Source organism: Sphingomonas sp. 28-62-20 (genome assembly GCF_002281505.1).
Genome location: NZ_NCGH01000005.1, coordinates 71,633 through 96,765 on the forward strand (window position 1 = coordinate 71,633; position 25,133 = coordinate 96,765).

A 25,133-nucleotide genomic window follows, 5' to 3' on the forward strand; every position below is an offset into this window, starting at 1 on the left:
CGTTCCGGCCCTTAGCGTAGAATGATCAATCCGCGAAGCGGTGCAGCAGGACTGGCGAAGAGAGGGGGCGGGCCGCCTGATGCGCGCCACGCCCGAGTCTCAAGATGAAACATATCCGTCATGAGAGGCAAAAGAGCGAAATCGCGGCGTAACGACTCGATCAGCCCCATCTTCCGGCCGCCGACTCCTATCCCGGACCGGCCAGCATGATGGCCAGTTAGTTGCCCCAAAAGCCCGTTGCTTCGCACAAATCCCACTGGTCTGCGGATTTCATGCGGCAGGCGCGATCTTTGGGTGCGCAGGCAGCAAAGGCAATTTCATAATGACGGTAACAGCTAATATGTCCAGTCTGACTAACCGTTTGGCTTGCCAATTTGATCGTTCCCACGGTGGCATTTGCGGGTACTGCCGCCCGTTTGGCGGGGACGATCGATGCCGCCAAGGCACTTGGTGCGGCCGTCGCTGCCACTTGCGCGGGCGTCACTGAATTACCAAAAATCATCGGCCAAAGCTGCAGAATCGCTAGCATCACGCTAACGCAAATCATTGCCTTTCGCATTCCCATTCCCCTGAACGTGCCCCCACGACTCGGCCATGATACTGGGGTTTTTCGGTAAATGCGACGTTCAGTTTAGCCTTCGGGCAGAAAATCCGGGACGGATAAATAGCGCTCGCCCGTGTCATAATTAAAGCCGAGGACGCGGACGGTATCGGGCAGATCGGGAAGCTTTTGGGCGATCGCCGCGAGCGTTGCGCCGGAGCTGATGCCGATCAACATCCCTTCTTCCGCGGCGGCGCGGCGCGCCATCTCCTTGGCGGCCCCTGCTTCAACCTTGATGGTGCCATCGATCGATGCGGTATGGAGATTGGTGGGGATGAAACCAGCGCCAATCCCCTGAATCGGATGCGGCCCTGGAGCGCCGCCGGAAATGACGGGTGATGCGGCTGGTTCGACGGCATAGACTTTTAACGCGGGCCAATGCTGCTTCAGCGTTTCGGCAATCCCGGTGATGTGGCCACCCGTGCCGACCCCGGTGATGATCACGTCAATCGGAGTCGCAGCGAAATCGGCCAGGATTTCAAGCGCCGTGGTGCGGGTATGGACATCGATATTGGCAGGATTTTCGAATTGTTGCGGCATCCAGGCACCTGGCATGGAGTCAACCAGGGCCATGGCGCGCTCAATTGCGCCGCGCATTCCCTTTTCACGCGGGGTGAGATCGAACGTCGCGCCATAAGCGAGCATCAGCCTGCGACGCTCGATCGACATGCTCTCAGGCATGACCAGGATTAGCGTATAGCCCTTGACGGCCGCAACCATCGCCAGACCGACGCCGGTATTGCCGCTGGTCGGCTCAATGATGGTGCCGCCGGGTTTGAGCGCGCCCGATGCCTCGGCAGCTTCGACCATTGCCAGCGCAATCCGGTCCTTGATCGACCCACCGGGATTGGAGCGTTCGGACTTGATCCAAACCTCTGTATCCGGGAATAATTTGCTGGCGCGGATATGCGGCGTGTTGCCGATCGTTTCCAGGATCGAGTTGGCTTTCATGCGATGGCCTCCATCTCTTTGGGCAAATCTTCGGGGGTATTCGCGGCAGGATCAAAGCTTTTTGCGCGTCTTATGCTGGGGAACAAATAGGTCCATAGGATCGTCACCACAATCGCCCCGCCGCCGCCGATCAAGACCGCGCCGACCGGGCCGAGTGCTGCAGCAAGGAAACCGGATTCCGCTTCGCCCAGTTCATTCGATGCGGAAATGGTCAGCTGCGATACCGCACCCACCCGACCGCGCTTGTCGTCGGGCGTATATAGCTGGATCAGCGATTGGCGGATATAGACGGAGAACATGTCGGCAGCTCCCGCTACGGCGAGCGCAGCCAGGCTGAGCGCCATCACCTGAGACAGCCCGAAGATGATCGTCGCGCTGCCATACACCATCACTGACCAGAGCATTTTGGGGCCGACATTGTGCTTGATCGGGCGGAATGAGAAAAAGATCGCGGTTACCGATGCGCCCACAGCCGGCGCCGACGCCAACAGGCTCAGGCCGAACGGGCCGACTTTCAAGATATCATGGGCATAGATTGGCAGCAGCGCCGTGGTGCCGGCCAGAAAAACGGCGAACAGATCGAGGGTGATTGTTCCCAGGACCAGCTTGTTCTGGCCAACATAGGCCAGCCCATCGGCGATTTGCCGCAGCGGATGGGCCTTGCCAGGAATCGTGGTGCGCGGCACCGGGCCGATCAGCATCAGGCAAACCAGCGCCGCAGTGAACAGCGCCGTCGCCAAGGCATAGGCCGCATAGGGAGCCCAGGCATAAGCCATCCCGCCAAGCGCTGGCCCGATGATCGTGCCAACCTGCCACGAGATCGAACTGAGCGCGATGGCGGTTGGCAGGATTTCCCGCGGCACCAGATTGGGCGCGAGCGCGCCAAAGGCAGGGCCTGCAAAGGCACGGCAGAAGCCCAATGCGACGGCGACAGAAAACAAAACGGGTAGGGTCATTGTTCCGGCATAGGTCACAAGAGCGAGCGCCAGCGCGCACAGGATCTGCAGCGTCACCGTCGCCCGGGTGATCCAGCGGCGATCGAACCGGTCCGCGACCCAGCCGGTGATCGGAGTGGAAAAGAACAATGGCAGGAATTGGAGTAAACCGATCAGCCCAAGCTGCGCCGCCGCGCCGCTTGGGCCCATGCTTTCGCGCGCAATTGTGTAAGTCTGCCAGCCGATCACGATGATCATCGCATTCTGGGCGATCGTCATGGTGAAACGGGCCGCCCAGTAATAGACGAAATTGTCGATTTGAAAGGGGTGGGTCGGCGTGGTCATCTGCAGTGGCTTTAGATCGCAACTGGCCAGCGGGGCAATCAGCGTTTGCTTCGCGCCGCCAAGCTTTTCTTGACCGGTTCAATGGCGCCAGCCCATCGCCGACCGGTCTTGGGGCTGGCGGGAATGGGCGCAACCTGCCAGCTTCGTGTCCATCGACTCACATGGGAGCAGTGGATGCGTATCGGCATATTATGGGCAGCTAGTTTGTTGGCGCTGGCGGGGTGCGGGCCGGTGGCGACCGTGCCCGCTGGATCGATGGCGGCAATGGCACAGGCTGGCGACTGGACGAAGTTCCGCGACAATTTCGTCAATCGCTGGTTCGAACTGGACCCGGCCAATGCCGTTTACCAGGGCAAGCATGAATTTGACGGCCAATTGCCGGATTGGAGCGCTGCGGGCCTAAAGAAACAAGGCGATTTCCTGAAAGAGACGATCGCCGCTGCCGCCAAATTTGATGCCACCAAACTTTCCGACGCGGATCGGTTCGAGCGCGATTATCTGGTCAAGGTGGCGCAGGGCAAGTTGTTCTGGCTGGAGGACGCCGATCAGCCGCACCACAACCCAACCTATTATGTTGGCGGCGGGCTTGATCCCAATGTCTATATCGCCCGGCCCTATGCCGATGCGCCGACGCGGATGAAGGCGATGATCAAGTTCTTCAACAGCGTGACGGCGCAGGCGCCCAATATCCGCGCCAATCTGAAGACCCCGATGCCGCTGAGCTTCGTCAATTATGGCGTGGCCGGTTTCAACGGCTTTGCCGATTTCTATGCCGGCGATGCCAAAAAGGCGTTTGCCGAGGTCAAGGACCCTGCGCTGCAGCAGCAGTTCGACGTCGCGGCACTATCGGCTGCCAAGTCCATGCGCGAGATTGGCACATGGCTGGAGAGCCAGCGCAGCACCGCAACGCAGGATTTCGCGCTGGGGGCAGAGCGGTTTTCCCGCATGCTTGCCGCGACCGAGGGTGTCGATGCCCCGCTCGCCGTGCTGGAAAAGATTGGCGTGGCCGATCTTAAGCGCAATCAGGCGGCGTTGACCGAGGCCTGCGCCAAATTTGCGCCTGGGGCAACGATTGAGGCGTGTACGGCCAAGATGAACGCCAACAAGCCTGATGGCGGCCCGGTGGCTGAGGCACGGCGGCAAATCCCGATGCTGCGGGCGTTCGTGATCGACCATGATCTGGTGTCGATTCCCGGCACCGAAGCGGCTTTGGTCGAGGAAAGCCCGCCCTATAATCGGCAAAACTCCGCCTATATCGATCCGCCTGGGCCGTTCGATAAGGGCATTCCGTCAGTCTATTACATCTCGCCGCCTGATCCGAGCTGGAGCAAGGAGGTGCAGGACGGGTTTGTCCCCGGCAAGCAGGATCTGCTTTTCACGTCAGTGCATGAAGTGATGCCGGGCCATTTCGTCCAGTTCCTCCACGCCAACCGATCACCCTCTTTGTTCGGGCAATTGTTCGTCGGCTATGCCTTTGCCGAGGGCTGGGCGCATTATGCTGAGGAAATGATGTGGGAAGCCGGGCTGAACAAGGGCGATCCCGAAACGCATATCGGCCAGCTTGGTAACGCGCTGTTGCGCGATTGCCGTTTCCTGTCTGCGATCCGGCTGCATTCCGGCACGATGACGCAGGAGCAGTCGCGGCAATTATTCGTCACTGAATGCCATCAGGATGAGGGCACGGCGCGCCAACAATCGGCGCGTGGCACTTATGACCCGGCCTATCTCAACTATACGCTCGGCAAGTTGATGATCCGCAAATTACGCGCGGATTGGACGGCCAGCCGGGGTGGAACCAAGGCGTGGAAGGGCTTTCATGATGCGTTCCTCAGCTATGGCGGCCCACCGGTGCCGCTGGTGCGCCAGGCAATGATGAAGGAAGCGTCGGCGAAGGCAGTATTTTAGAGACGCTAAGCCAAGGGTGACCAGCCGGGTTCGGCAAGTTCGAACCCGGCAAAGTCGAATGCCGGCGTCACCACGCAGCTCACCAGCGCCCAGCCATCCACCGTTTCAGCAGCTTGCCACGCATTGGCGGGAACGATCGCTTGCGGCAGCTGCCCGTCCAGCGCCGCGCCGCCCAGGACATGCGTTGCCGTGTCGATCTTCAGCAGCAGCGGGTCGCCAGCGTGCCAAAGCCACAGCTCGGTTGCATCAACCCGGTGCCAGTGCGAGCGCTGCCCCTGTTCAAGGAGGAACAGGATCGCCGTCGCTAGCCCGCGACCACCGCCGGGTGCTGGCTGGCGAAAGGTCTCGCGGTACCAGCCCCCTTCGGGATGCGGAGCAAGGTTGAGCTTAGCAATCAACGGGTGGGTCATGGCGGTGCAATCCGGTTCTGTTCATGGGCATCGATCAGCGCGGCAAAACCGTTGCCTAGGATGCCTCGATTGGCCGAAAATTGGCCCATCCGCAAAACTTGTTTGATGCGCCTGCATCACCATCTGTTGCACTGCACCATTTTGTGCTAGGAAGGCCCCATGAAGCAGCCCGAATCCCAAGGCGATGACAACGCCCCGACCGGCCCGGTCCCGACAATCCTTGAAGCGATCGTCCGCCGTCTTTGCCTGACTGCCGTCTATAATCGCGGCTTGGTGACGCTGGCACCGCACATCATGTACACCAAGCACGACGAGCTTCACATCGATGCAGTCGCCGTTGAGCGCGATGGCAAGCCGCCCCGCGAGCTGAAACTGGGCACTTATCGGCTGAGCGGCCTTGGTGATATCAAGCTAACTGACCGCTCGTTTGTGCCGATCGAGCTGTTTGATCCTGTCGAGCCACGCTATGCCGGTGTGACGCTGATGATGGTCGATCGCGCCTGAGGGATCGATTCAGGGTCTGCGCGAGAGCGACGATCGTGGTTGAAGCAACGGTGCGGTTCAGCCGACCGTGACGAAGCTATCCATTACGCGCTTGCGCCCGGCGGTCTCGAAATCGATCTCGAGCTTATTGCCTTCAATCTCTGCGATAACACCATAGCCGAATTTCTGATGGAAGACCCGTAGGCCGAGCGACACGTCATCGCGGCCCTTGTTGCCGATGCTGACTGCGCTCGCGCGCGCCTCGACAACCCTTGACGGTTCGCGAACAAAGGTGCGGCTGGTGAAGCCGCCGCCGGGGTTGACGCCCGCCGCGCGCTGCCAGCCGGGCCCGCGGCCAGTGCCACGCGCGACGTCCGCGAAGGGATCAGCCCGTTCGGACCAATTGGCCCGCCACAGGCTTTCGCCGCCCGACATGCTGCTCTCGGTGTCGATATGCGCGGGCGGCAATTCGCCGACAAAGCGGCTGGGGATGCTTGATGTCCATTGGCCGTAGATGCGGCGATTGGCGGCGTGGAGGATGATCGCGCGCCGCCTGGCGCGGGTGATCGCGACATAGGCCAGGCGGCGTTCCTCCTCCAGGCTGGCGAGCCCACCTTCATCGATCGCGCGTTGGGAGGGGAACAGCCCTTCTTCCCAGCCGACCAGAAAAACGGTGTCATATTCCAGCCCCTTGGCGGCATGGATCGTCATGATGGTGACCTTGGCGTCCTCAGCCTGCGCCTCATTGTCCATGACGAGGCTGACATGCTCCAGGAACGCGCCAAGCGTCTCATACTCCTCCATCGCCCGGACGAGTTCGGAAAGGTTTTCAAGCCGGCCCGACGCTTCGGTCGATTTCTCCGCCTGGAGCACGGCGGTATAGCCGCTTTCGTCGAGGATCTGGCGGGCGAGCTCGGGATGCGGCAAGTCGCTGGCCATCTGGCGCCAGCGGGCCATGTCGATCACGAAATTCCCCAGCGACTTGCGGGCCTGTGGGGTTAGTTCGTCGGTATCGAGGATGCGGGCGGCGGCGGTAGTGAGCGGCACGCCTTGCGCGCGCGCGAGGAGGTGCACTTTCTGGACCGCCTTGTCACCAAGGCCACGCTTGGGCACGTTGACGATCCGTTCGAAGGCGAGATCGTCGGCGGGCTGGCTGACCACGCGCAGATAGGCCAGCGCATCGCGGATTTCGGCGCGCTCGTAAAAGCGGAAGCCGCCGACGATCCGGTAGGGCATGCCGATCGCAATGAAGCGGTCTTCGAACTCGCGGGTTTGGTGCTGCGCGCGGACGAGTATCGCGACTTCATCGAGCGATCTGCCGCCGCGCTGCGCTGATTCGATTTCCTCGCCGACGCGGCGCGCTTCTTCTGGGCCATCCCAGATGCCGAGCACCTTGACCTTTTCGCCCTCCGACTCGTCGGTCCACAATGTCTTACCCAAACGGCCGGAATTATTCGCGATCACGCCCGATGCGGCGGCGAGGATGTGCGGCGTGCTCCGGTAATTTTGTTCGAGCTTGATGACCTTAGCGCCTGGAAAATCCTTCTCGAACTTCAGGATGTTTTCCACCTGTGCGCCACGCCAGGAATAGATTGACTGGTCATCGTCGCCCACGCAGCAGATGTTCTTGCGCTCCTGCGCAAGCAGGCGGAGCCAGAGATATTGGACGCTGTTGGTGTCCTGATATTCGTCGACCATGATGTAGCGGAAGCGCTGCTGATACTGGCTGAGGATCTCTCGGTCGCGCTTCAAAATGGTCAGCATGTGGAGCAGCAGGTCGCCGAAATCGCAGGCATTGAGCGCGATCAGCCGCGCCTGATAGGCAGCGTACATCTCCTGACCGCGACCATTGGCATAGGCTTCACTCTCGCCCGCATCGATATCGGCGGGGGTCAGCCCTTTATTTTTCCAGCCATCGATCATCCCGCCCAGTTGCCGGGCGGGCCAGCGTTTCTCATCGAGATCGGCGGCGATGATCAGCTGCTTCAGCAGCCGCAGCTGATCATCGGTATCAAGAATGGTGAAGTTTGATTGCAGCCCGACCAGCTCGGCATGGCGCCGGAGCATCTTTGCGCCGATCGCGTGGAAGGTGCCCAGCCACGGCATCCCCTCCACCACATCGCCCACGATCCCGCGCACGCGGTGCCGCATCTCGCGCGCGGCCTTGTTGGTGAAGGTCACCGACAAAATTTCGCTGGGATAGGCTTTGCGCGTACAGAGCAGGTGCGCAAGCCGGGCGGTGAGCGCCGCCGTTTTGCCGGTGCCCGCGCCCGCCAGCACCAGCACGGGCCCTTCAGTCGTCAGCACCGCCTCGCGCTGCGGGGGATTGAGCCCGCGGATATAGGGCGGGTCCTGTGGGGTTTCAGCGGGGAGACTCATCGGTGAACAGGTAGGGAACGGCGACGCATCGGGCAAGCGCGCTTGTGCTGCACGGCGAAGCTGATAGCGTGATGCGGAGAATTCGGGGAGGGCAGCATGGCGGCGGCAATTGATCACTGGCATCGGCTGATGGAGGCACGCGATCCGCACGGCCTGCATGATTTGATCGCCGATGACTGCGTCTTTCAATCCCCCGCCGTCCACACCCCGCAACTGGGCAAGGCGATCACGATCAAATATTTGTCGGCAGCCCAGGCGGTGCTGGGGACGCCGAGTTTTCGTTATGTCGAGGAATGGATTGGCGAGACCTCTGCCGTCCTGGAATTTGCGCTCGATTTGGATGGCATTCAGGTGAACGGCGTCGACATCATTCATTGGAACGACGCGGGGAAGATCACCAATTTCCGGGTGATGATCCGACCGGTCAAGGCGTTGCAGGCGGTGATGCCGGCCATGGCGGCGGTGTTGGCGCGCGAGTCATGATTGTGGGTGGCGTTGACGCCTGATCGGCAATTCGTCGCTGACGCAACGACCCGCATTATCCCGAACTCATGCGCTTATTCGTGCCCGGGCTGTTGATCGATCGGCTGCTTCACCGCTAAGGGCGCGCAGAGGTGGCGTTGACTGTCATCCGACTGACATAGAAGCACGCCACGGAAGACTCATGGCCAGCAATTCCTTTTCCACCGAAGCCCTGCCGGGCGCAGCATCTGGCGCGCCCTCGCTTGATCGTCCTGCGCTGGATGTGCCCCCAAACCCAATCGGGCGCTTGCTCTTCATCCTGACGATCATTGGGGGGCTTGGCTTTGCTGGATACAGCATCGCCAGCGAAACGGCGCAGGTTGGTGAGACGCTGGCGCTGGCGACGATCATCCTGCTGGGCGTGGCGCTGATCATCGCGCTTGGCTTTGAATTCGTGAACGGCTTTCACGATACCGCCAATGCCGTCGCAACCGTGATTTACACTAATTCGATGACGGCACCGGTGGCGGTGGTCTGGTCCGGATTTTTCAATTTCCTGGGCGTGATGCTGTCATCGGGGGCGGTTGCCTATTCGATCGTCACCTTGCTGCCTGTCGAACTGATTTTGAATATCGGCAGTGCGGCCGGATTTGCGATGATCTTCGCACTGCTGATTGCCGCTGTTCTCTGGAATTTGGCCACGTGGTTTGTCGGCTTGCCCAACTCGTCTAGCCACGCGCTGATCGGATCGATTCTGGGCGTTGGATTGGCCAACCAGATCCTGTCGGCAGGCGCTGGGGCAACATCGGGGGTGAATTGGGGCAAGGCGCAGGAAGTGCTGACCGGGCTGGCGCTGGCACCGCTGATCGGCTTTGGCACGGCGTTGTTGCTGTTGCTGATTATGAAACGTGTGCTGCGCAATCCCAAGCTTTATACCAAGCCCGAAGGCAATGCGCCGCCGCCGCGCGGCATCAGAGCGCTGCTGATCTTCACCTGCACCGCCGTTTCCTTCGCGCATGGCGGCAATGATGGGCAGAAGGGGATGGGCCTGATCATGCTGATCCTGATCGGCTGCGCGCCAACCGCCTATGCGCTTAATCGCGGACCGGACGTCAACGCGCCGGCCTTTGTTCAACAGGCGACCACTGCGGCATCGGTTTTTGCCGGGCATGCCGGATCAGCCACGGTGCCGCTGGGCACCGCCCGCGAAATACTGGCCAGCGCGCTCAAGACGAAATCCGCCAATGATCCGGTGGTTTTTGCAGCGGTCGACACGGTTTCGCGCCAGATTGCCAGCACGGTATCGGGCTATGGATCACTCGCCAATGTGCCATCCGCCGCGACATCGCGGTTGCGCAATGACCTGTATCTGGTGCTCGACACCAGCAAGCTGGTGACCAAGGGCAAGAATGTCCATGCGACATTTTCCGATCCCGAACTCAAGACGATCGCTGATTTTCAAAAGGGCATGGAAGCGAGCACGCGCTTCATTCCGCTATGGGTGAAGATCGCGGTCGCGGTTGCGCTGGGGCTGGGGACGATGGTCGGTTGGAAGCGGATCGTCATCACGGTTGGCGAGAAGATCGGCAAATCGCACCTCACTTATGGCATGGGCGCGTCGGCTGAACTGACCGCCGCCACGATGATTTTGGCGGCCGATGCTTTTGCCTTGCCGGTTTCCACCACCCACATCCTGTCATCGGGCGTTGCCGGGGCGTCGGTTGCCAGCGGGGCCGGGTTGCAGATGCGGACGATTCTGAACATGGCGCTCGCCTGGCTACTGACGTTGCCTGCGGTGATGGCGCTCGCTGGCGGACTTTATTGGGTTGGACTTAGCGTCATTCGCGCCATGGGCGCCGCCTGACGCGCCGGCCCTCGCCAAGCGCGCCAGGATCGTTATGGCGGAGCAATGGCCGCCCGAACCCCCAATCCACTTTTCGCCCAGCGCCGTGTGTTGACGGCGAGCCTGGTTGGCACGTCGATCGAGTTCTACGATTTTTATATTTACGCGACCGCTGCCGCCTTGGTGTTTGGGCCTTTGTTTTTTCCGGCGGAGGACAAGGCGGCACAGCTGCTGCTGTCTTATGCCAGCTTTGGATTGGCCTTTATCGCCCGACCGGTGGGCGCGGCGATTTTTGGCCATTTTGGCGATCGGGTCGGGCGCAAATCGACGCTGGTCGCCTCATTGCTGCTGATGGGCGGATCGACGGTGCTGATCGCGTTCCTGCCAACCTATGCGCAGATTGGCTGGACGGCGCCGCTGATCCTGTGCGTGCTTCGTTTCGGCCAGGGGTTGGGGCTGGGGGGCGAATGGGGCGGCGCATCGTTGCTGGCGGTGGAGAATGCACCGCCGGGCTGGGCGGGCCGGTTCGGGATGTTCCCGCCGCTGGGCGCGCCGATCGGTTTCATCGCCGCGAACGGCTTTTTCCTGATCCTTGGCCTGACGATGAGCGACGATCAGTTTCGCGCCTGGGGCTGGCGATTGCCGTTTCTGGCGAGCGCAGCCTTGGTATTCGTTGGGCTATGGGTGCGGCTGAAGCTGACAGAGACGCCTGCCTTTGCTGAAGCGGCAAAGCACGGGGCGCTGCCCAAGGTACCGATTGCACAGCTGCTGCGGCATGATTTGCGCAGCACGCTCGCCGGCACCTTTGGCGTGATTGCGTGCTTTGCGTTGTTCTATATCGCGACCGCCTTTGCACTTGGCTATGGGACGACGACTTTGGGCCATTCGCGCCAGGCTTTTTTGATTGTCGAACTGCTCGCGATTCCCTTCCTCGCCGCCGGGGTGATCCTGTCCTGCACGCTGGCCGATCGCTTTGGCACGGGGACGATGCTGCGATGGGGCTTTGCTGGCGCTGTGATTGCCGGGTTGACGATGGGGCCGATGCTGGGTGCAGCTTCCTTGGTGATCGTCTGGTTATGGCTGTCGTTCGCGCTGTTTGCGATGGGGTTTGCCTATGGACCACTGGGCGCCTGGCTGCCGTCGCTGTTCGGCGCTGGGGTGCGCTATACCGGGGTGTCGCTGGCGTTTAATCTGGGCGGAATCATTGGCGGCGCGCTTGCCCCGATTGTTGCGCAGGCGCTGGCCGAACGCGGCGGGCTGGCATTGGTCGGCGTGTATTTGATGGTCGCTGCGGGCCTGAGCCTAGGCGGGCTCATGCTGGTTCGGCGTCAGCCGACCAGCTGACGCAGCAGGGTGATCCGTGCCTTGCCATGCGTACGTTCGGCATCGATCTGAAACCCGGCGACGGTGACGGGTTCGTTAAAGGCGGTTTCAATACTGACCCAGCTGGCCGGGCTAACCCAGCCGAGCCGGGCGAGCTTGTCGAGCGCGACCGCGCCTGCGCCCGATCCATAAGGCGGGTCCATCATGATCACGTCGAGCGGCGCGGGCGCACTCCCCAGCGACAATACCGAAATAGCGCGGACATCGCCCGATGCGCCGAGCTTGGTGAGATTGGCGCGGAGCGCGTCGATCGCCGGGCGATCCTGTTCGACGAACAGGCAGCTCGCTGCGCCGCGTGACAGGGCCTCGATCCCCAGCGCGCCCGATCCTGCGAAGAGATCAGCGACTGCCAGCCCTTCAAAGCTGCCAATCCGGCTGATCAGCATCGAAAACAGCGCCTCGCGGGTGCGGTCCGCGGTGGGGCGGGTGGCTTCCCCTTTGGGCGCAACGATCGGGCGACCGCGCCATTGTCCGGCAATCACGCGCATCGTTTAGCGCCTTGTCCGTGATGGGCGCGGCTTGCCGGCCCCAGGTCGTGCCGGTTTCGCGGGGCGCGCGCCGGGCGCTGGGCCGCGCGGCCGATCGACCAGTTCGCCTTCTTTACGGCGAGGATCAGTGGCGGTGCGGCGCGCGCGGGCGCTGGTGTCGCTGCGCGCGGCCGTCCGCGCGGGCTTGGTCGGCGTAACACCGCCTTTTTCTTTGGCGTCATAGAATCGCTTGGGCTTGATCGCGGCTGGTGCCGGGGCACGCGGGGCCTTGCGCGGATCAGCGGCATCCGGGCCGGGCTTTGGCGCGCGATAGGGGCGATCGGTCTTGGCAGGCGCGGCAGTGCGATCACCGCGGCTGCGCGATGCTGGTGGCTTGGCATGGTCGGGCGCCGGGGTTCGGGTAGGATCGCGGCGGAAAGCGACGACGTCATGCTGGCGGACCTCGCCAATCTCGCCGGGCGCGAGATCGCCGAGCAGGAATGGGCCATAGCGGGTGCGGATCAGGCGCGAGACCTTTAGCCCGAGAAATTCGAGCACGCGGCGTACTTCACGGTTTTTGCCCTCCGTTAGGATCATCTCAATCCAGACATTGGCCCCCGTGCGGCGTTCAAGATTGGCGTTGATCGATCCGTAGCGCACGCCTTCAATCTCGACACCCTCGATCAGGTCCTCAAGCTGGGCCTGGGTGACGGTGCCATAAGCGCGGGCGCGATAGGCGCGTTCGACGCCGGTAGAGGGCAGCTCAAGCTGGCGTTTCAGCTCCCCATCGGTGGTGAGCAGCAACAGCCCTTCGGTGTTGAGATCGAGCCGTCCGACCGGCACGAGCCGCGGCAGATCGCTCGGCAATTTGTCATAGATGGTCGGCCGACCAGCAGGATCGCGTTCGGTGACCAGCAGACCGCTTGGCTTGTGATAAAGGAACAGCCGGGCGGGGGCGGGGGCCTGAACCGGGTTGCCGTCAACCGTTACGCCGCGCAGCGATGACAGGATCGTCGCTGGCGTATCGATCGGCTTGCCGTCAATGGCAACGCGGCCTTCGGTGATCATCCGTTCGATCTCACGCCGGGAAGCGATTCCAGCGCGCGCGAGCAATTTGGCGATGCGATTGCCTTCGCGAGGCGGATTCTGGGGATCGGATGGGGGCATGGGGACGCTGATACAGGCTATTTGCGTGCTCAATGCAAAGAAAATGCGCGCATATGCGTTGTGGCTCTATTAATAGAGGATCGGCGGTCGATCGATCGGCAGGAGTGACGGCGTGGCAATGTTTGAACGCAAGAAAAGACGATTTCTCCGCTTGATGATCGTTGAGGATGAACCGCTCATCGCTTTTGACAATGAACGATTCCTGACCGACGAAGGGTTCGAAATCGTCGCCACGGTAGATCGGGTTGAGGATGCGGTCGCCCTGATTGAGCGGCAGGCGGTCGACATGGTCCTTGCCGATGTCAGCCTGAGCGACGGCAGCGGGATTGATGTCGCCCGGGCTGCTCATGAGGCCGGGATTGCCGTGCTGTTCGCCACCGGCGAATGCCCAGTCGAGGCGAAATCGCTGGCGGATGGCTGTTTGGGCAAACCCTATACCCAGCGCGACTTGCTGTTGGCGATCGGCGCGATTGAGGCTGTTCACGCCGGCCAAATGCCGAAGCGCTTGCCCGCTGGCTTCACTCTGTTCAAAACAGCGATCTGATACAGGGGAATCATAATGCCGGGGAAAAGAACTGCCGCGATTGCGGGCGTGACGATGGCGCTGGCAGTGCTGGTGCTGCTGGCCGGGCCGCTGGTGAAATCTGGCGTGCTGCCCTGGGTGGCGGGGCTTGGCCTGTTTGCGCTTGGATCGCTGGTGGCTGGGATTGGCGGGATTATCTGCCTGATCGCCCTGGTGCGCCGCCGGGGCGGGCGGGTAGCGATCGGCGGTGCGATTTCAGGGATTGGTGCGCTCGCCGTGCTCGTGGCGATCATCATCAACGGCCGGGGCGTGCCGCGCATTCACGACATCACCACCGATACCGTCAGCCCACCGCAGTTTGTGGCGATCACCCCGGCGGTGCGCGGCGCGGGCAGCAACAGCGTGGTGTATGATCCCGCCCTGGCCGCGCAACAGGCCGCTGGGTATCCGGCGCTAAAGCCGCTGACGGTCGCCAAACCGCCAGCCGAGGTGTTCGACAAGGCGCTGCGGACGGTAACCGCGCGCGGCTGGCCGGTCGCAATTGCCGATGCGGCAGCCGGCCGGATCGAAGCGACCGAGACGGCCAGCTGGTGGGGATTCAAGGACGATGTTGTCATTCGCCTGACGCCGACCGAGTCAGGCACGCGCATCGATATCCGATCCGTTTCGCGGGTTGGCGAGGGCGATTTTGGGGCCAATGCGCACCGGATTGAGGGATTGCTGAAGGCGATTGGCGGCTGACCCTCAGGCCAGTCGCGCCTCCACCGCGTTGTGGAAATGGCGAATGCCGGTTTCGAGCGTGCCGAGCGTGACTCGGTCGATCGCGCCCGACGCCAGGCCCTGCTGCCCCAGCTCGGCCGCGCGGAAATCCTCGCCGGCAAACACCTGGCCATCGAGCAATGCCCAGCTGCGTTCCCAGTGGTTGCGTGCCTTGTCTGTGGCGGGCGCTTCGGGGATCAGCATGAAGTCCTCGACCAGAACCTCGCCTTCGGATTGCGGCATCATGATCATCAGGTTCATGTAATCAGGGCTAACGATCAGCACGGTGCCGGGGAACATCTGATAGGTATAAGTGATCGCCGCGCGCAATTGCGGCCAATCACTCCCCGCCGCCGCAACCAGATCCGCTTCGCGACCAACGGCGGAGCGCTGGTGCGGGCCGATCTGGTCGCCCGTCGTCACCCCGTCTTTGAAGAAGGGCCCGATCGTCCCCGCATGCAGCCGCTGGACATGGTAGCTTTCAAGGAAAGCATCCATGATCAGCTTCCAATTGGCTGCAACGCGGTGCGTTTTGCGGCGGAAAAGATAATGACCGGGCAGATCAAAGGCGTCGAAATCTGCCCCTAGCGCGTGGGCCTCGGTGAAATCGGCGGCCTCGTCGAACGCGAACCAGATCAGCCCGCCTGATTCGACCGTCGGCAATCGTTTCAGCCCGAAATCGCCCTTGTCGAGACCGGGGAAGGTTTCTAGCCGGGGCATGCCGGTAAGTGTGCCGTCCAGGCCATAGGTCCAGGCGTGATAAGGGCAGATGAGCTTCGGCGTGCAAACCGGCTCACCCCCTTCGACCAGCCGGGTGCCCCGGTGCTGACAAACGTTCAGGAAGACGTGCGCGGTGCCGCTTTTGTCGCGGGTGATCAGCAGCGGTTTGCCAAAGCCGTCATGCGGCACCGCCATATTGGGTTCCGGTAGCAGCGCCGATGGGGCGATAATGAGCGGATGCTTGGCGAAGATATGCGCCTGCTCTGCCGCATGGCGATCGGCAGAGGTATAGGCGGCGGCATCGACATGGGTGATTCCGGTGCTCGCCCGCGTCCCGCCCCGCGCGAGGATAGCGGCGAGCGCAAGCTGGCCCTCGGTCGGTCGCAAGCCTTGCGGTGCATGCACGTTCATGGCTGTCCTTCTCCCGTTTTCCGGCTAGTGTCGGCCTGAATTTGGCGGGGAGCAAGTGGGCGATGGCGACAGCGGCGGGGGATGATTGGCTGTCTGGCATCAGGCCCTATGTCGAAAAGGCGCCGCTTGCCGCGTTTTTCCTCGGTGTGTCGTCCGGCTTTCCTTATACGATGATCGGCGCGACGCTGACCAGCCGATTGGCGCAGGACGGCATCGACAAGAAAACCATCACGGCGTTCACGCTGGGGTTCCTTGTTTACAACCTGAAGCCGCTTTGGGCGTGGGCGGTTGATGGCGTGCGGCTGCCGATCATCGGCGGGCTAGGGCAGCGTGTGTCGTGGCTGTTGTTTGCTGGTGTGCTGGTGATGGCCGCTGTGGCCAATCTGGCGCTGGTCAACCCGTCCACCGATATTGGCGCAACAGTGGTGGCGGCGATACTGGTCGGCTTTGCCGGGGCGACCTTTGATATCGTCATCGACGCGTACCGGATCGAGCAGTTGAAGCCCTATCAGCTCGGCGTCGGATCAGGGATGACGCAATATGGCTGGCGAATCGGTTCTGTCGCGGCGGGCGCGCTGGCGCTGGTGCTGGCGGCGCGGATTGGCTGGGCAGGGGCCTATCTGGCTTGTGCGAGCTTTGCCCTGCCGGCGATGATCACGGGGTTAGTGCTGGGCGAGCCCGAGCGGCACCGCGCGCCCGCGGAAAAACGTGGCATGGCGGAAATCGTGGCGTCGATCGTCGGCCCTTTTAGCGAATTCTTTCAGCGTAACGGCGCGATCATCGTGTTGCTGTTCATTCTGATCCACAAAATCGGCGATACATTGGGTCAGATTGCCCTCCGGCTGCTGCTCAACGATCTGGGCTTCAGCAATGACGAAATCGCGATCTACGATGTCGGCGTAGGTTTCTGGGCCTATCTGATCGGAATCTTCATCGGCGGCGCGATGTATGCGCGGCTGGGGATGAAGACGTCAGTATTGCTGAGCCTGATCCTGATGGCGATTTCCAATGCGAGCTTTGCGGTGCTGGCCGGAGCCGGGCATACCAACTGGGGACTGGCAGGCGCGATCGGCTTTGAGAATATTGCCAGCGGGATCGGCGGCGTTACCGTCGTCGCCTATTTCGCGGCACTGTGCGATCTGCGCTATACAGCATCGCAATATGCGCTGATTTCGGCTGCCTCCAGCGTCGTCGGGCGGCTGCTGACCGCGACGACGGCAGGCGGGCTGGTCGAACAGTTCGGCTATGTCACCTTTTACTGGATGACGACGATCGTCGCCTTTCCGGGCGTTTTGCTGTTCTGGTGGATGATGCGCAAGGGGTTGGTCGATCAGGCGATTGGCGATGCGGGCGTCGATGACACGAAGGACGGCGAGCGTCTGGCGAGTTGACGAGTAACGCTATCCCTTGATGCAGCGCCCGGCATCGGCAAAGGCCGACCCGACCAGCGCCATCGTTGCCAGAACGCCATCGACACAGCGGTTGCCGAGCAGATCGGCGAGCAGGGCGCGGGCGGCGAGCGGTTGATCGCTCAGTCGCCGCATGACCTCGATCAGCGTTGCTTCCGATGCGGTCATCCGCATGCAGCAGCACGGCGCAATCATGATCGGCGTGCTCGCCACGCTTGCGATCTCGGCCATCATCACGCGCAACGTGATCAGCGGGCGCTGAGAGCCTGATCCGAAGGCGCTGACAAAATGATTGGCGAGCTGCGCATCGGCGAGCCCGTGCGCACCAAGCCGCCGAACCGCGAACAGAAACAATTCGGTATCACGGGTGAGGGGAAGCGGGTGCGGCAAAGGCCGGGTAAAGTTTTCAGCAGCGAACATCACGACATCTCCCGATCAATGATAAGGGGTATCGAAGTTCTGCTATTGCAAGTCAATCGCAATAACTAGCTGAGTCTCTGGCCGTTCGCCGCCAGCACCCCGCCAGCCAGATAGAGCGAGCCCAGAATCAGCACGACCGGCGGATTGGCGGGATCAGCACGGGCGGCGATAGCGTCCAGCGCTGCGCTGATATCGGCGGCGGTGGAGGCCTGCAGGCCCAGTTTTTCAGCCGCCGCCACCAGCGCGTCAGGCGCATGATGCGCGTGATCGGGGACGGGTACGGCCTGAAGCGAGCGCGCATAACTGGCAAAGGGCAGCAACAGGCCGCGCGCATCCTTATTGACCAGCATGCCCAGCACGAGATGCACCGGGCGCTTGCCCGCGCGATTTTCAAGGCCTGTACTGACCGAGATGGCAGCGGCGGCGTTATGGCCACCGTCGAGCCAAAGCTCGCTGCCGGCGGGCAGTCGGGCGAGCAGCGGGCCAGGGCTGAGCCGCTGCATCCGCGCGGGCCATTCCGCCCATTCGGCAGCGGCGCGATAGGCGGCAGGGGGAATTCTCAGCACATTCTGGTGGCGCAGCATGGCGATGGCGAGGCCGAGATTTTCAGGTTGATGCGGGCCGAACAACCGGGGCAACCCAGTTTCAATCACGCCATTTTCGTCTTCATACCGGACGCTGTCGCCGACCCCAAGCTGCCAGCCTGTGCCAAGTGCGCTGACGGATGCCTTAGCCGATTTGGCAACGCTGCCCACGCGCTGCGCCACCGATGGCGGATAGCGCATCGTCACCAGCATCGCACCTGGCTTCGCAATCCCGGCTTTCTCTCCCGCAATTTGCTCGATCGTGTCGCCCAGGAAACTTTGGTGATCGAGGCCGAGCTGGGCAATGCCGGTGACGATTGGCGCTGCGATGACATTGGTCGCATCCAGCCTGCCGCCGAGCCCAACCTCAATGATACAAGCGTCTGCGGGGGTGCGGGCAAAGGCGAGGAAGGCGGCGGCGGTGGTGACTTCGAAGAAGCTCGCGCCGATATCGCTGCCAGCACTGAGCACTTCTTCGAGCAGCGCGGCCAGCATCGCATCGTCAATCAGCCGACCCGCCAACCGGATGCGTTCGTTGAAGCGCACCAGATGCGGGCTGGTATAGACATGGGCGGTCAGCCCCGCCGCCTCGATCGCGGCGCGCAGAAAGGCGCAGGTCGATCCCTTGCCATTGGTGCCAGCGACATGCAGCACAGGCGGCAGTAACCGATGCGGGTTGCCAAGCCGGTCGAGCAGCGCAGTGATCCGCTCCAGCCCCAAGATATCGGCACCGGGCGACAGCGCCCATAGCCGATCAAGCTGCGCCTGCACCTCGGGCGATGAAGAGCGGGCGTTATCTGCCATGGTTGACTGGGGCTGTCGTGAAGGCTGTTACGCCGCCTGCTTCGCGCACAGAAACTCGATCAGCTTGCCGAGCGTCTCGGGCAATTCCTTGCGGGGTTTGACCATGTCGATCATGCCGTGCGCGAGCAAATATTCGGATGTCTGGAAATCATCGGGCAGCTTTTCGCGGATCGTGTTTTCAATCACCCGTCGGCCAGTGAAGGCCAACGTCGCTTTGGGCTCGGCGATTTGCACGTCGCCCAGCATCGCATAGGCGGCCATCACGCCGCCCGATGTGGGATCAGTCAGCACGACGATATAGGGCAGGCCGGCATCGTGGAGCATCTGGATCGCCACGGTGCTGCGCGGCATTTGCATCAGCGAAAGAATACCTTCCTGCATGCGCGCGCCGCCCGAAGCGGTGAAGATGATATAGGGGCAATGATCAGCAATCGCGGCCTCAACGCCCGCAACAAACGCTTCGCCAACTGCCAGGCCCATTGATCCGCCCATGAAAGCGAAGTCCTGCACCCCGACGATCGCCGACCGGCCACCGATTTTGCCACGGGCATTAACCAGGGCGTCACCTTCGCCGGTGGCGGTGCGCGCCGCCTTGATGCGATCGGCATAACGTTTGGTATCGCGGAATTTCAGCGGGTCTTCTTGGACGCGCGGCTGTGGCAGGGCGGTGTAGGTGCCGCCATCAAAGGTGTAGCCAAAGCGCGTCTTGGGCCCGATGCGCTCATGATGCGCGCAGCTTGGGCAGACATGGAGGTTATCCTCCAATTCCTTGACGAAGATCAGCTGCCCGCACCCCTTGCACTTGTGCCACAGCGTATCGGGCGTTTCCTTTTTGGGAACGACGAACGACAGCGCGTTGCGGACATTGCTGAGCCAGGTCATGCGGGTATCTTCCTTGCGGTGCGGATCGCGGCGGAGAGCGAGGCAATATAGCGGGTAACCGGGGCGGGCGCATTAGCGCCGTGTTCGGCGATGATCTCGACAATGGCCGATCCGACGACGACACCGTCGGCAACCGCCGCGATCGCTTCCGCTTGTTCAGGGGTGCGGACGCCAAAGCCAACCGCGACGGGCAGGTCGGTCTGTGCCTTTAGCCGGGCGACAGCATCCTCGATCGACGTTTGGGCGGCCTGCTGCAGACCGGTGATGCCAGCCACAGAGACATAATAGAGGAACCCGCTCGCGCCATCGAGCACTGCCGGCAGCCGCGCGGCATCTGTGGTGGGGGTGGCGAGGCGGATAAAATCGACGCCCGCTGCGCGGAGTTCAGGGCCAAGGCCGTCATCCTCTTCAGGTGGCAGATCGACGCAGATCACGCCGTCTATACCTGCTTTGGCGCATTGGTTGGCGAACCAATCAGGGCCGCGCCGGAGCATCGGGTTGGCATAGCCCATCAGGACGAGGGGGACATTCGGGTGGCGGGCGCGGAAATCGCTGGCGATTTGCAGGATGTGCGCGGTGGTGGTGCCGGCGGCGAGGCTGCGCAGGTTCGCCGCCTGGATCGCGGGACCATCGGCCATCGGATCGGTGAACGGCATGCCGAGTTCGATGATATCCGCCCCGCCTGCGACGAGCGCGTCGAGGATCGCAGGCGTGGGGCCATCACCAGCCGTCACGAAGGTGACGAGCGCAGCGCGGTCTGCGGGGAAGGCAGCGGAGAGGCGGGTCATCCTTGGCTTCCTTGGCGGTGCTTCAGAAAGTCATACTGCAACGACAAAAAAGTCGCCGCCACCAGGGCCTTCCAAATGATACCCCAGCGAGATTCGGGACCGATCCCAGCAAAAGTTAGAGCCGGCATACCATATTCGCCAACATGGTAGGCAGCTATGCCGATGGTCAACATCGCCCCAAGCCAGCCAACCGCAAGGGCGACAATCATCGCAACCCGCTTCATATCGCGGTCCCCAGCGCCTCAGCGACGGTGAAGATGTCCTTGTCGCCGCGCCCGCAGAGGTTCGCGAGGATGATCTGGTCTTGGCGCATCGTCGGCGCGATTTTGGCGACGGCAGCAATGGCGTGGCTTGGTTCGAGTGCGGGGATGATGCCCTCGGTGCGGCAAAGCAGCTGGAACGCGTCGAGCGCGTCGGTATCGGTCGCGCTGGTGTAATCCACCCGGCCAATGTCGCGGAGCCACGCATGTTCCGGCCCTATCCCGGGGTAATCTAGGCCAGCGGAGATCGAATGCGCCTCTGTGATCTGGCCGTCTTCGTCCTGCAGCAGATAGGTCTTGTTACCGTGAAGCACGCCGGGGGAACCGCCCGCGAGCGAGGCCGCATGTTCCTTGTCGAGCCCATGCCCCGCCGCCTCGACGCCCAGCATCTTCACCTCTGGATCATCGAGGAAGGGGTGGAACAAGCCGATCGCGTTTGATCCGCCGCCAATCGCCGCCACCAGCAGATCGGGCAGGCGGTTGATGCGGCTCAGCATCTGCGCGCGGGCTTCCTTGCCGATCACGCTCTGAAAATCGCGGACCAGCTCAGGGTAGGGGTGCGGGCCAGCGGCGGTGCCGATGATGTAGAAGGTGTCGTGGACGTTAGCGACCCAATCGCGCAGCCCCTCGTTCATCGCATCCTTCAGCGTCGCCGCACCGCTCGTGACGGGGCGGACTTCTGCCCCAAGCAGCTTCATGCGGAACACATTGGGCTGCTGCCGCTCAATATCGCGCGCGCCCATATAGATGACGCAGGGCAGGCCGAAGCGCGCGCAAACGGTCGCGGTCGCCACGCCGTGCTGACCCGCGCCGGTCTCGGCGATGATCCGCGTCTTGCCCATCCGCATCGCGAGCAGGATTTGCCCAATGCAATTGTTGATCTTGTGCGCGCCGGTATGGTTGAGCTCATCGCGCTTGAACCACACCTGCGCCCCCATCCCCGGCGCCGCACTTTTCCGCAGTTCCTCGGTCAGCCGCTCAGCATAATAAAGCGGGCTCGGACGGCCGACATAATGTTCGAGCAGATCATCAAACTGCGCATGGAAGGCGGGATCGGCCTTGGCGCGGTTATATTCCGCCTCCAGCTCCAGCACGAGGGGCATCAGCGTTTCAGCGACATAGCGCCCGCCAAACTGGCCGAAATGGCCGCGTTCGTCCGGTTGTGCGCGGAAGGAATTGGGGGCGGGGGAAAGGGGCGCGTTCATAATGCGGCACAGGCTTTAAGGAACAGGGCGATCTTGTCTATATCCTTGATGCCCGGCGCTGTTTCCATGCCCGATGAGGCATCGACCAGCGTCGCCCCGGTCTGGCGGACGGCATCGCCGACATTGATGGCGTCTAAGCCGCCCGAAAGCGCCCAGGGCAGCGGATGGCTGAAGCCGTTCAGCAACCCCCAGTCGAAGCGAACCCCCATTCCGCCGGGCAGGGCCGCGTTGTCGGGTGTCTTGGCGTCGTACAAAATCCGGTCTGCTGCGCCCGAAAACCCGCGCGCGGCATCAAGATCGGTGCGCGCGCGTACCGCAACAGCTGCCCAGATCGATAAGCCAGTTCGAGCTCGCAAGGCCGCTGCGCGTTCGGGGGTAACCTTGTGGAGCTGCAGGTCAGTCAGTTTTCCGGCGGCGATGGCGGCATCGACCAATGCATCGTCAGGATCGACAAATACACCAACCCGGCCAACATGATCGGGCACGCGCATCGCGAGCGCTTCGGCTTGGCCAAGCGCGACATAGCGCGGCGAGGGCGGGTAGAAGAGCAGGCCGATATAGGCCGCGCCGTTCGCAACGGCGGCATCGAGCGTTTCAGCCGTGGAAAGGCCGCAAATCTTGACAGAGACAGACATGGACCGCGCTTAGCAGGGTCATGCGGGCGGCGTCACCCCGGCCTTTAGAGCAGACCCGGCACAAAACGCTTCACGCGGTTGCTATAGGCATCATAGGCCGCCCCAAATTCAGCCCGGAGCAGCGTTTCTTCAAGCGATACGCGCATCCAGGTGGCAAAGGCGAAGAGCGGCATGGCGACGATCAGCATCCGCGTATGGCCAAAAGCAATCGCCATCGCGACCATGAACAGGCCGAGCGCGACGTAAATCGGGTTGCGGACATAGGCGAACGGCCCCGTTGTCACCAGGCTGGCATCGGTCCGGGTGCGAGCGACCAGCGCCCAGTTTTTCCCCATTGCCCGTGATGACCAGTCAAACAGGAAAACCGCCCCCAGCATCAGTGCCAGGGTTATCGCCGCCGTGATCAATGAAGCTGACGAGAGCGGATCGAGCACGACGTAAATCGGGCCAGCGCCGGCCAGGCCAATCGCCAAACCTTGGAGGGCTATCCACAGGATGGAGCTATTGGCCCGCCTGCCGCCTCGTTCAGCGGCGTCACGTCGCGCACGTAATCGTGCGCCCAGCAGGGCAACGGCAAAGAGCGCAATGCCAAATCCCAGCGCGGCGAGGCCCGGAAGGCCTACGGGATCACTGGCCGGCAACATCGCCTTGGCTCCTATCTGTGTTACAATAGCGATACACTTGATAAGCTCGGCGCGCAATCACCGCCTACGAACCGCCGCCTGCTCGCTCTTTATGATAGGCCTGCATCGCCTCCACCGCCACTGAACGCCGCAGCACTCGTGCCATCGGATCGATCACGACATGCGCGCCCTTGGGCACCGCGATCCAGCCATGACCGTCGGGCATTTCGATCCGGGTGACCGTATCGTTGACCTTCACCTCAATCGGCATTGGGAAGGGGAGGTCGGCGGGCAGTTTCCATGCCAGCGCCAGGCCGTCATCACGCGGGGTGGTGATTAGCTCTGGCAGCGGCGCCTGGCGCAAATAAGCGTCGAAAAACCAGTGATAATCCTTGCCCGTCACCGCCGCGACCAGGGTTTCGAATTCGCCGGTAGATCCAAAGCGCGGGGTGAAATTGCCCGGCTTTGGATCGGGTCGGCCATAGACCAATCGACGCGTGGCCTCGAAAAAGGCAGCGTCACCAATCAGCCAGCGCAGGGTGTGGAGCGTCCAGCTGCCCTTGTAATAGATATCCCCCGCAGGGCCGCCTTTGGCAGCCTCATAGACATCTTCCTCGGTGCGGATGGTGCCTGATACCAGCGGTGCCCGATTTTCAATCTTGCCGCGTTGGAGATCTAGCATCGCTGCGTACCGGGCATCGCCCTCGCGCCACTGGCCAAAGAGCGGCTGCATATAGCTGCCAAAGCCCTCATGCAGCCAGTAATCGTCCCAGTTCGCCGCGGTGAGTTGGTTGCCGAACCATTCATGCGACAATTCGTGCTGGAACAGCCAGTCAAACCCCTCAATCGCCTTGGCATAGCCATTGCCATATGCGTTGATCGTCTGGTGCTCCATGCCGAGATGCGGGGTTTCGACCACGCCCAGTTTCTCATCTGCAAAGGGATAAGGACCAATCACGCTTTCGAAAAAATCGATCGTCGGCGCGAATTCGGCGAACAGGGCTTCTGCCTTCTGCCTTTCGTCGGGCAAATACCAATAATATAACGGAATCTCGTTCCCGAAACGGCTTTTGTACCTGTCCGTCAAAACCGCATAGGGCCCGATCGTAAGGGCGATGGCATAGCTATTCGGGTGCTTGATCCGCCAATGCCAAGTCGTCCGGCCATTGGCGAGCGTGTCTGTCCGCAGCAACACGCCGTTGGCAGGTGCCGAAAGCCCTTTTGGCACCGTAATGTGAAGCGTTACCTGGCCAGGCTCACCCGTCGGGAAATCAAGGCAGGGCCAGAACAGGTCGCAGCCATAGCCTTCTGCGGTGGAGGCTATCCAGGGCTGCCCATTTTTTGTCTTTGCCCAGACAAAACCATCGTCCCAGGGTGCCCGAACCGCGACATGCGGCGTGCCGGCATAGCTGATCCGCGCCGTTACATGCGTGCCAGCGGCAACGTCATGCGGCAGGGTTATGACAAGCTGGCCTTGCGGATTAGCCCAGCTTTTGGACAAGATCGGTTTGCCATCGATGGCGATGGCTGAGACGGGCAGGTTGCGATCAAGATCGATTACCAACCGGTCAAGCGCCGCGTTGGCCTTGAAAACCAAGGTCGCCGTGGCTGAAATTGCTTCTTTGTCAGGGAAAACCTCAATGGCGAGATCGGCACTTTCAAAATCGAGTTTGGCCTGGTCGGGATCAATCACGCCCCCAGATTTCTGGGTTTGTGTCGTGATCGGCGGCTCGCCTTTCCGCGGCGGTGCGGCGGCAATCAGCACCAGCATCGCAAATC

General features: G+C 62.1%; 24 protein-coding genes. 8 read left to right on the forward strand and 16 right to left on the reverse strand.

The window, feature by feature from the left end; all coding sequences use genetic code 11:
* Nucleotides 1-631: 631 nt before the first annotated feature.
* Nucleotides 632-1,552, reverse strand: coding sequence for a PLP-dependent cysteine synthase family protein (gene cysK / locus B7Y43_RS05235; RefSeq protein WP_374130566.1), 921 nt, complete (start codon nt 1,550-1,552; stop codon nt 632-634).
* Nucleotides 1,549-2,832 carry an MFS transporter gene (locus tag B7Y43_RS05240; protein WP_374130567.1) on the reverse strand — a complete coding sequence of 428 codons (1,284 nt, stop codon included), beginning with the start codon at nt 2,830-2,832 and terminating at the stop codon, nt 1,549-1,551. The genes cysK and B7Y43_RS05240 overlap by 4 nt, the downstream gene beginning before the upstream one ends.
* 174 nt (nt 2,833-3,006) lie before the next feature.
* Between B7Y43_RS05240 and B7Y43_RS05245 the strand changes: the two genes are divergently transcribed.
* Entirely contained in the window at nt 3,007-4,737 is a 1,731-nt protein-coding gene (locus tag B7Y43_RS05245) for a DUF885 domain-containing protein (protein ID WP_374130568.1), read from the forward strand.
* A 5-nt stretch (nt 4,738-4,742) separates the two neighbouring features.
* Here B7Y43_RS05245 and B7Y43_RS05250 read toward each other — a convergent pair whose 3' ends face one another.
* Nucleotides 4,743-5,147: a cupin domain-containing protein gene (locus B7Y43_RS05250; RefSeq protein WP_374130569.1), complete on the reverse strand. Its 405-nt coding sequence runs from the start codon at nt 5,145-5,147 to the stop codon at nt 4,743-4,745.
* Between the two features lie 159 nt (nt 5,148-5,306).
* Between B7Y43_RS05250 and B7Y43_RS05255 the strand changes: the two genes are divergently transcribed.
* Nucleotides 5,307-5,651, forward strand: coding sequence for a hypothetical protein (locus B7Y43_RS05255; RefSeq protein WP_374130570.1), 345 nt, complete (start codon nt 5,307-5,309; stop codon nt 5,649-5,651).
* A gap of 57 nt (nt 5,652-5,708) precedes the next feature.
* Here the strand turns inward: B7Y43_RS05255 and B7Y43_RS05260 are convergent, their stop codons facing one another.
* Complete coding sequence (locus tag B7Y43_RS05260) at nt 5,709-8,009, reverse strand: ATP-dependent helicase (protein ID WP_374130571.1); 2,301 nt, start codon at nt 8,007-8,009, stop codon at nt 5,709-5,711.
* Nucleotides 8,010-8,105: 96 nt separating this feature from the next.
* Between B7Y43_RS05260 and B7Y43_RS05265 the strand changes: the two genes are divergently transcribed.
* From B7Y43_RS05265 to B7Y43_RS05275, 3 genes are all read left to right on the forward strand, one after another.
* A complete protein-coding gene (locus tag B7Y43_RS05265; RefSeq protein WP_374130572.1) occupies nt 8,106-8,492 on the forward strand; it encodes a nuclear transport factor 2 family protein in 387 nt (128 codons plus the stop codon).
* Between the two features lie 181 nt (nt 8,493-8,673).
* Nucleotides 8,674-10,335, forward strand: a complete 1,662-nt coding sequence (locus B7Y43_RS05270; RefSeq protein ID WP_374130573.1) for an inorganic phosphate transporter — start codon at nt 8,674-8,676, stop codon at nt 10,333-10,335.
* A gap of 45 nt (nt 10,336-10,380) precedes the next feature.
* Entirely contained in the window at nt 10,381-11,658 is a 1,278-nt protein-coding gene (locus B7Y43_RS05275) for an MFS transporter (protein ID WP_374130574.1), read from the forward strand.
* Here the strand turns inward: B7Y43_RS05275 and rsmD are convergent.
* Nucleotides 11,643-12,185: an RsmD family RNA methyltransferase gene (rsmD, locus tag B7Y43_RS05280; RefSeq protein WP_374130575.1), complete on the reverse strand. Its 543-nt coding sequence runs from the start codon at nt 12,183-12,185 to the stop codon at nt 11,643-11,645. The two genes, B7Y43_RS05275 and rsmD, sit on opposite strands and share 16 nt — an antisense overlap.
* 3 nt (nt 12,186-12,188) lie before the next feature.
* Nucleotides 12,189-13,331 (reverse strand): pseudouridine synthase, encoded by a 1,143-nt coding sequence (locus B7Y43_RS05285; RefSeq protein WP_374130576.1) that lies wholly within the window; start codon nt 13,329-13,331, stop codon nt 12,189-12,191.
* A 118-nt stretch (nt 13,332-13,449) separates the two neighbouring features.
* Here B7Y43_RS05285 and B7Y43_RS05290 point away from each other — a divergent pair, with 118 nt between their 5' ends.
* Both B7Y43_RS05290 and B7Y43_RS05295 read left to right on the forward strand, forming a co-directional pair.
* Nucleotides 13,450-13,875 (forward strand): response regulator, encoded by a 426-nt coding sequence (locus B7Y43_RS05290; RefSeq protein ID WP_374130638.1) that lies wholly within the window; start codon nt 13,450-13,452, stop codon nt 13,873-13,875.
* A 15-nt stretch (nt 13,876-13,890) separates the two neighbouring features.
* Nucleotides 13,891-14,595 (forward strand): DUF1499 domain-containing protein, encoded by a 705-nt coding sequence (locus tag B7Y43_RS05295; protein WP_374130577.1) that lies wholly within the window; start codon nt 13,891-13,893, stop codon nt 14,593-14,595.
* Between the two features lie 3 nt (nt 14,596-14,598).
* On the opposite strand, the gene B7Y43_RS05300 is transcribed toward B7Y43_RS05295, so the two are convergent.
* Nucleotides 14,599-15,744, reverse strand: coding sequence for an aromatic ring-hydroxylating dioxygenase subunit alpha (locus B7Y43_RS05300; RefSeq protein ID WP_374130578.1), 1,146 nt, complete (start codon nt 15,742-15,744; stop codon nt 14,599-14,601).
* Between the two features lie 62 nt (nt 15,745-15,806).
* On the opposite strand from B7Y43_RS05300, the gene B7Y43_RS05305 reads away from it, so the two are divergent.
* The gene (locus B7Y43_RS05305; RefSeq protein WP_374130579.1) at nt 15,807-17,135 is read left to right on the forward strand and encodes an MFS transporter; all 1,329 of its coding nucleotides are present in this window, start codon (nt 15,807-15,809) and stop codon (nt 17,133-17,135) included.
* Nucleotides 17,136-17,144: 9 nt separating this feature from the next.
* Here B7Y43_RS05305 and B7Y43_RS05310 read toward each other — a convergent pair whose 3' ends face one another.
* The 9 genes from B7Y43_RS05310 to B7Y43_RS05350 form a co-directional block, all read right to left on the reverse strand.
* The gene (locus B7Y43_RS05310; protein ID WP_374130580.1) at nt 17,145-17,573 is read right to left on the reverse strand and encodes a DUF6628 family protein; all 429 of its coding nucleotides are present in this window, start codon (nt 17,571-17,573) and stop codon (nt 17,145-17,147) included.
* Between the two features lie 65 nt (nt 17,574-17,638).
* Complete coding sequence (locus tag B7Y43_RS05315; RefSeq protein ID WP_374130581.1) at nt 17,639-18,961, reverse strand: folylpolyglutamate synthase/dihydrofolate synthase family protein; 1,323 nt, start codon at nt 18,959-18,961, stop codon at nt 17,639-17,641.
* Between the two features lie 27 nt (nt 18,962-18,988).
* Nucleotides 18,989-19,843: an acetyl-CoA carboxylase carboxyltransferase subunit beta gene (gene accD / locus B7Y43_RS05320; protein WP_374130582.1), complete on the reverse strand. Its 855-nt coding sequence runs from the start codon at nt 19,841-19,843 to the stop codon at nt 18,989-18,991.
* Complete coding sequence (gene trpA / locus B7Y43_RS05325; protein WP_374130583.1) at nt 19,840-20,631, reverse strand: tryptophan synthase subunit alpha; 792 nt, start codon at nt 20,629-20,631, stop codon at nt 19,840-19,842. The genes accD and trpA overlap by 4 nt, the downstream gene beginning before the upstream one ends.
* On the reverse strand, nt 20,628-20,855 hold the full coding sequence (locus B7Y43_RS05330) for a hypothetical protein (protein ID WP_374130584.1): 228 nt from the start codon (nt 20,853-20,855) through the stop codon (nt 20,628-20,630). The genes trpA and B7Y43_RS05330 overlap by 4 nt, the downstream gene beginning before the upstream one ends.
* The gene (gene trpB, locus B7Y43_RS05335; protein ID WP_374130585.1) at nt 20,852-22,096 is read right to left on the reverse strand and encodes a tryptophan synthase subunit beta; all 1,245 of its coding nucleotides are present in this window, start codon (nt 22,094-22,096) and stop codon (nt 20,852-20,854) included. Before trpB ends, B7Y43_RS05330 begins: the two co-directional genes overlap by 4 nt.
* The gene (locus tag B7Y43_RS05340) at nt 22,093-22,731 is read right to left on the reverse strand and encodes a phosphoribosylanthranilate isomerase (RefSeq protein WP_374130586.1); all 639 of its coding nucleotides are present in this window, start codon (nt 22,729-22,731) and stop codon (nt 22,093-22,095) included. Before B7Y43_RS05340 ends, trpB begins: the two co-directional genes overlap by 4 nt.
* Nucleotides 22,732-22,775: 44 nt before the next feature.
* Nucleotides 22,776-23,375: an isoprenylcysteine carboxylmethyltransferase family protein gene (locus B7Y43_RS05345; RefSeq protein WP_374130587.1), complete on the reverse strand. Its 600-nt coding sequence runs from the start codon at nt 23,373-23,375 to the stop codon at nt 22,776-22,778.
* 64 nt (nt 23,376-23,439) lie between these two features.
* Nucleotides 23,440-25,125, reverse strand: a complete 1,686-nt coding sequence (locus B7Y43_RS05350) for a M1 family metallopeptidase (RefSeq protein ID WP_374130588.1) — start codon at nt 25,123-25,125, stop codon at nt 23,440-23,442.
* Between the last annotated feature and the right edge of the window lie 8 nt (nt 25,126-25,133).

Excerpts from the sequence above, each read along its gene's own strand:
- cysK (WP_374130566.1), bottom strand. The coding sequence starts at position 1,552 with ATGAAAGCCAACTCGATCCTGGAAACGATCGGCAACACGCCGCATATC.
- B7Y43_RS05240 (WP_374130567.1), bottom strand. The coding sequence starts at position 2,832 with ATGACCACGCCGACCCACCCCTTTCAAATCGACAATTTCGTCTATTAC.
- B7Y43_RS05245 (WP_374130568.1), top strand. The coding sequence starts at position 3,007 with ATGCGTATCGGCATATTATGGGCAGCTAGTTTGTTGGCGCTGGCGGGG.
- B7Y43_RS05250 (WP_374130569.1), bottom strand. The coding sequence starts at position 5,147 with ATGACCCACCCGTTGATTGCTAAGCTCAACCTTGCTCCGCATCCCGAA.
- B7Y43_RS05255 (WP_374130570.1), top strand. The coding sequence starts at position 5,307 with ATGAAGCAGCCCGAATCCCAAGGCGATGACAACGCCCCGACCGGCCCG.
- B7Y43_RS05260 (WP_374130571.1), bottom strand. The coding sequence starts at position 8,009 with ATGAGTCTCCCCGCTGAAACCCCACAGGACCCGCCCTATATCCGCGGG.
- B7Y43_RS05265 (WP_374130572.1), top strand. The coding sequence starts at position 8,106 with ATGGCGGCGGCAATTGATCACTGGCATCGGCTGATGGAGGCACGCGAT.
- B7Y43_RS05270 (WP_374130573.1), top strand. The coding sequence starts at position 8,674 with ATGGCCAGCAATTCCTTTTCCACCGAAGCCCTGCCGGGCGCAGCATCT.
- B7Y43_RS05275 (WP_374130574.1), top strand. The coding sequence starts at position 10,381 with ATGGCCGCCCGAACCCCCAATCCACTTTTCGCCCAGCGCCGTGTGTTG.
- rsmD (WP_374130575.1), bottom strand. The coding sequence starts at position 12,185 with ATGCGCGTGATTGCCGGACAATGGCGCGGTCGCCCGATCGTTGCGCCC.
- B7Y43_RS05285 (WP_374130576.1), bottom strand. The coding sequence starts at position 13,331 with ATGCCCCCATCCGATCCCCAGAATCCGCCTCGCGAAGGCAATCGCATC.
- B7Y43_RS05290 (WP_374130638.1), top strand. The coding sequence starts at position 13,450 with ATGTTTGAACGCAAGAAAAGACGATTTCTCCGCTTGATGATCGTTGAG.
- B7Y43_RS05295 (WP_374130577.1), top strand. The coding sequence starts at position 13,891 with ATGCCGGGGAAAAGAACTGCCGCGATTGCGGGCGTGACGATGGCGCTG.
- B7Y43_RS05300 (WP_374130578.1), bottom strand. The coding sequence starts at position 15,744 with ATGAACGTGCATGCACCGCAAGGCTTGCGACCGACCGAGGGCCAGCTT.
- B7Y43_RS05305 (WP_374130579.1), top strand. The coding sequence starts at position 15,807 with ATGGCGACAGCGGCGGGGGATGATTGGCTGTCTGGCATCAGGCCCTAT.
- B7Y43_RS05310 (WP_374130580.1), bottom strand. The coding sequence starts at position 17,573 with ATGTTCGCTGCTGAAAACTTTACCCGGCCTTTGCCGCACCCGCTTCCC.
- B7Y43_RS05315 (WP_374130581.1), bottom strand. The coding sequence starts at position 18,961 with ATGGCAGATAACGCCCGCTCTTCATCGCCCGAGGTGCAGGCGCAGCTT.
- accD (WP_374130582.1), bottom strand. The coding sequence starts at position 19,843 with ATGACCTGGCTCAGCAATGTCCGCAACGCGCTGTCGTTCGTCGTTCCC.
- trpA (WP_374130583.1), bottom strand. The coding sequence starts at position 20,631 with ATGACCCGCCTCTCCGCTGCCTTCCCCGCAGACCGCGCTGCGCTCGTC.
- B7Y43_RS05330 (WP_374130584.1), bottom strand. The coding sequence starts at position 20,855 with ATGAAGCGGGTTGCGATGATTGTCGCCCTTGCGGTTGGCTGGCTTGGG.
- trpB (WP_374130585.1), bottom strand. The coding sequence starts at position 22,096 with ATGAACGCGCCCCTTTCCCCCGCCCCCAATTCCTTCCGCGCACAACCG.
- B7Y43_RS05340 (WP_374130586.1), bottom strand. The coding sequence starts at position 22,731 with ATGTCTGTCTCTGTCAAGATTTGCGGCCTTTCCACGGCTGAAACGCTC.
- B7Y43_RS05345 (WP_374130587.1), bottom strand. The coding sequence starts at position 23,375 with ATGTTGCCGGCCAGTGATCCCGTAGGCCTTCCGGGCCTCGCCGCGCTG.
- B7Y43_RS05350 (WP_374130588.1), bottom strand. The coding sequence starts at position 25,125 with ATGCTGGTGCTGATTGCCGCCGCACCGCCGCGGAAAGGCGAGCCGCCG.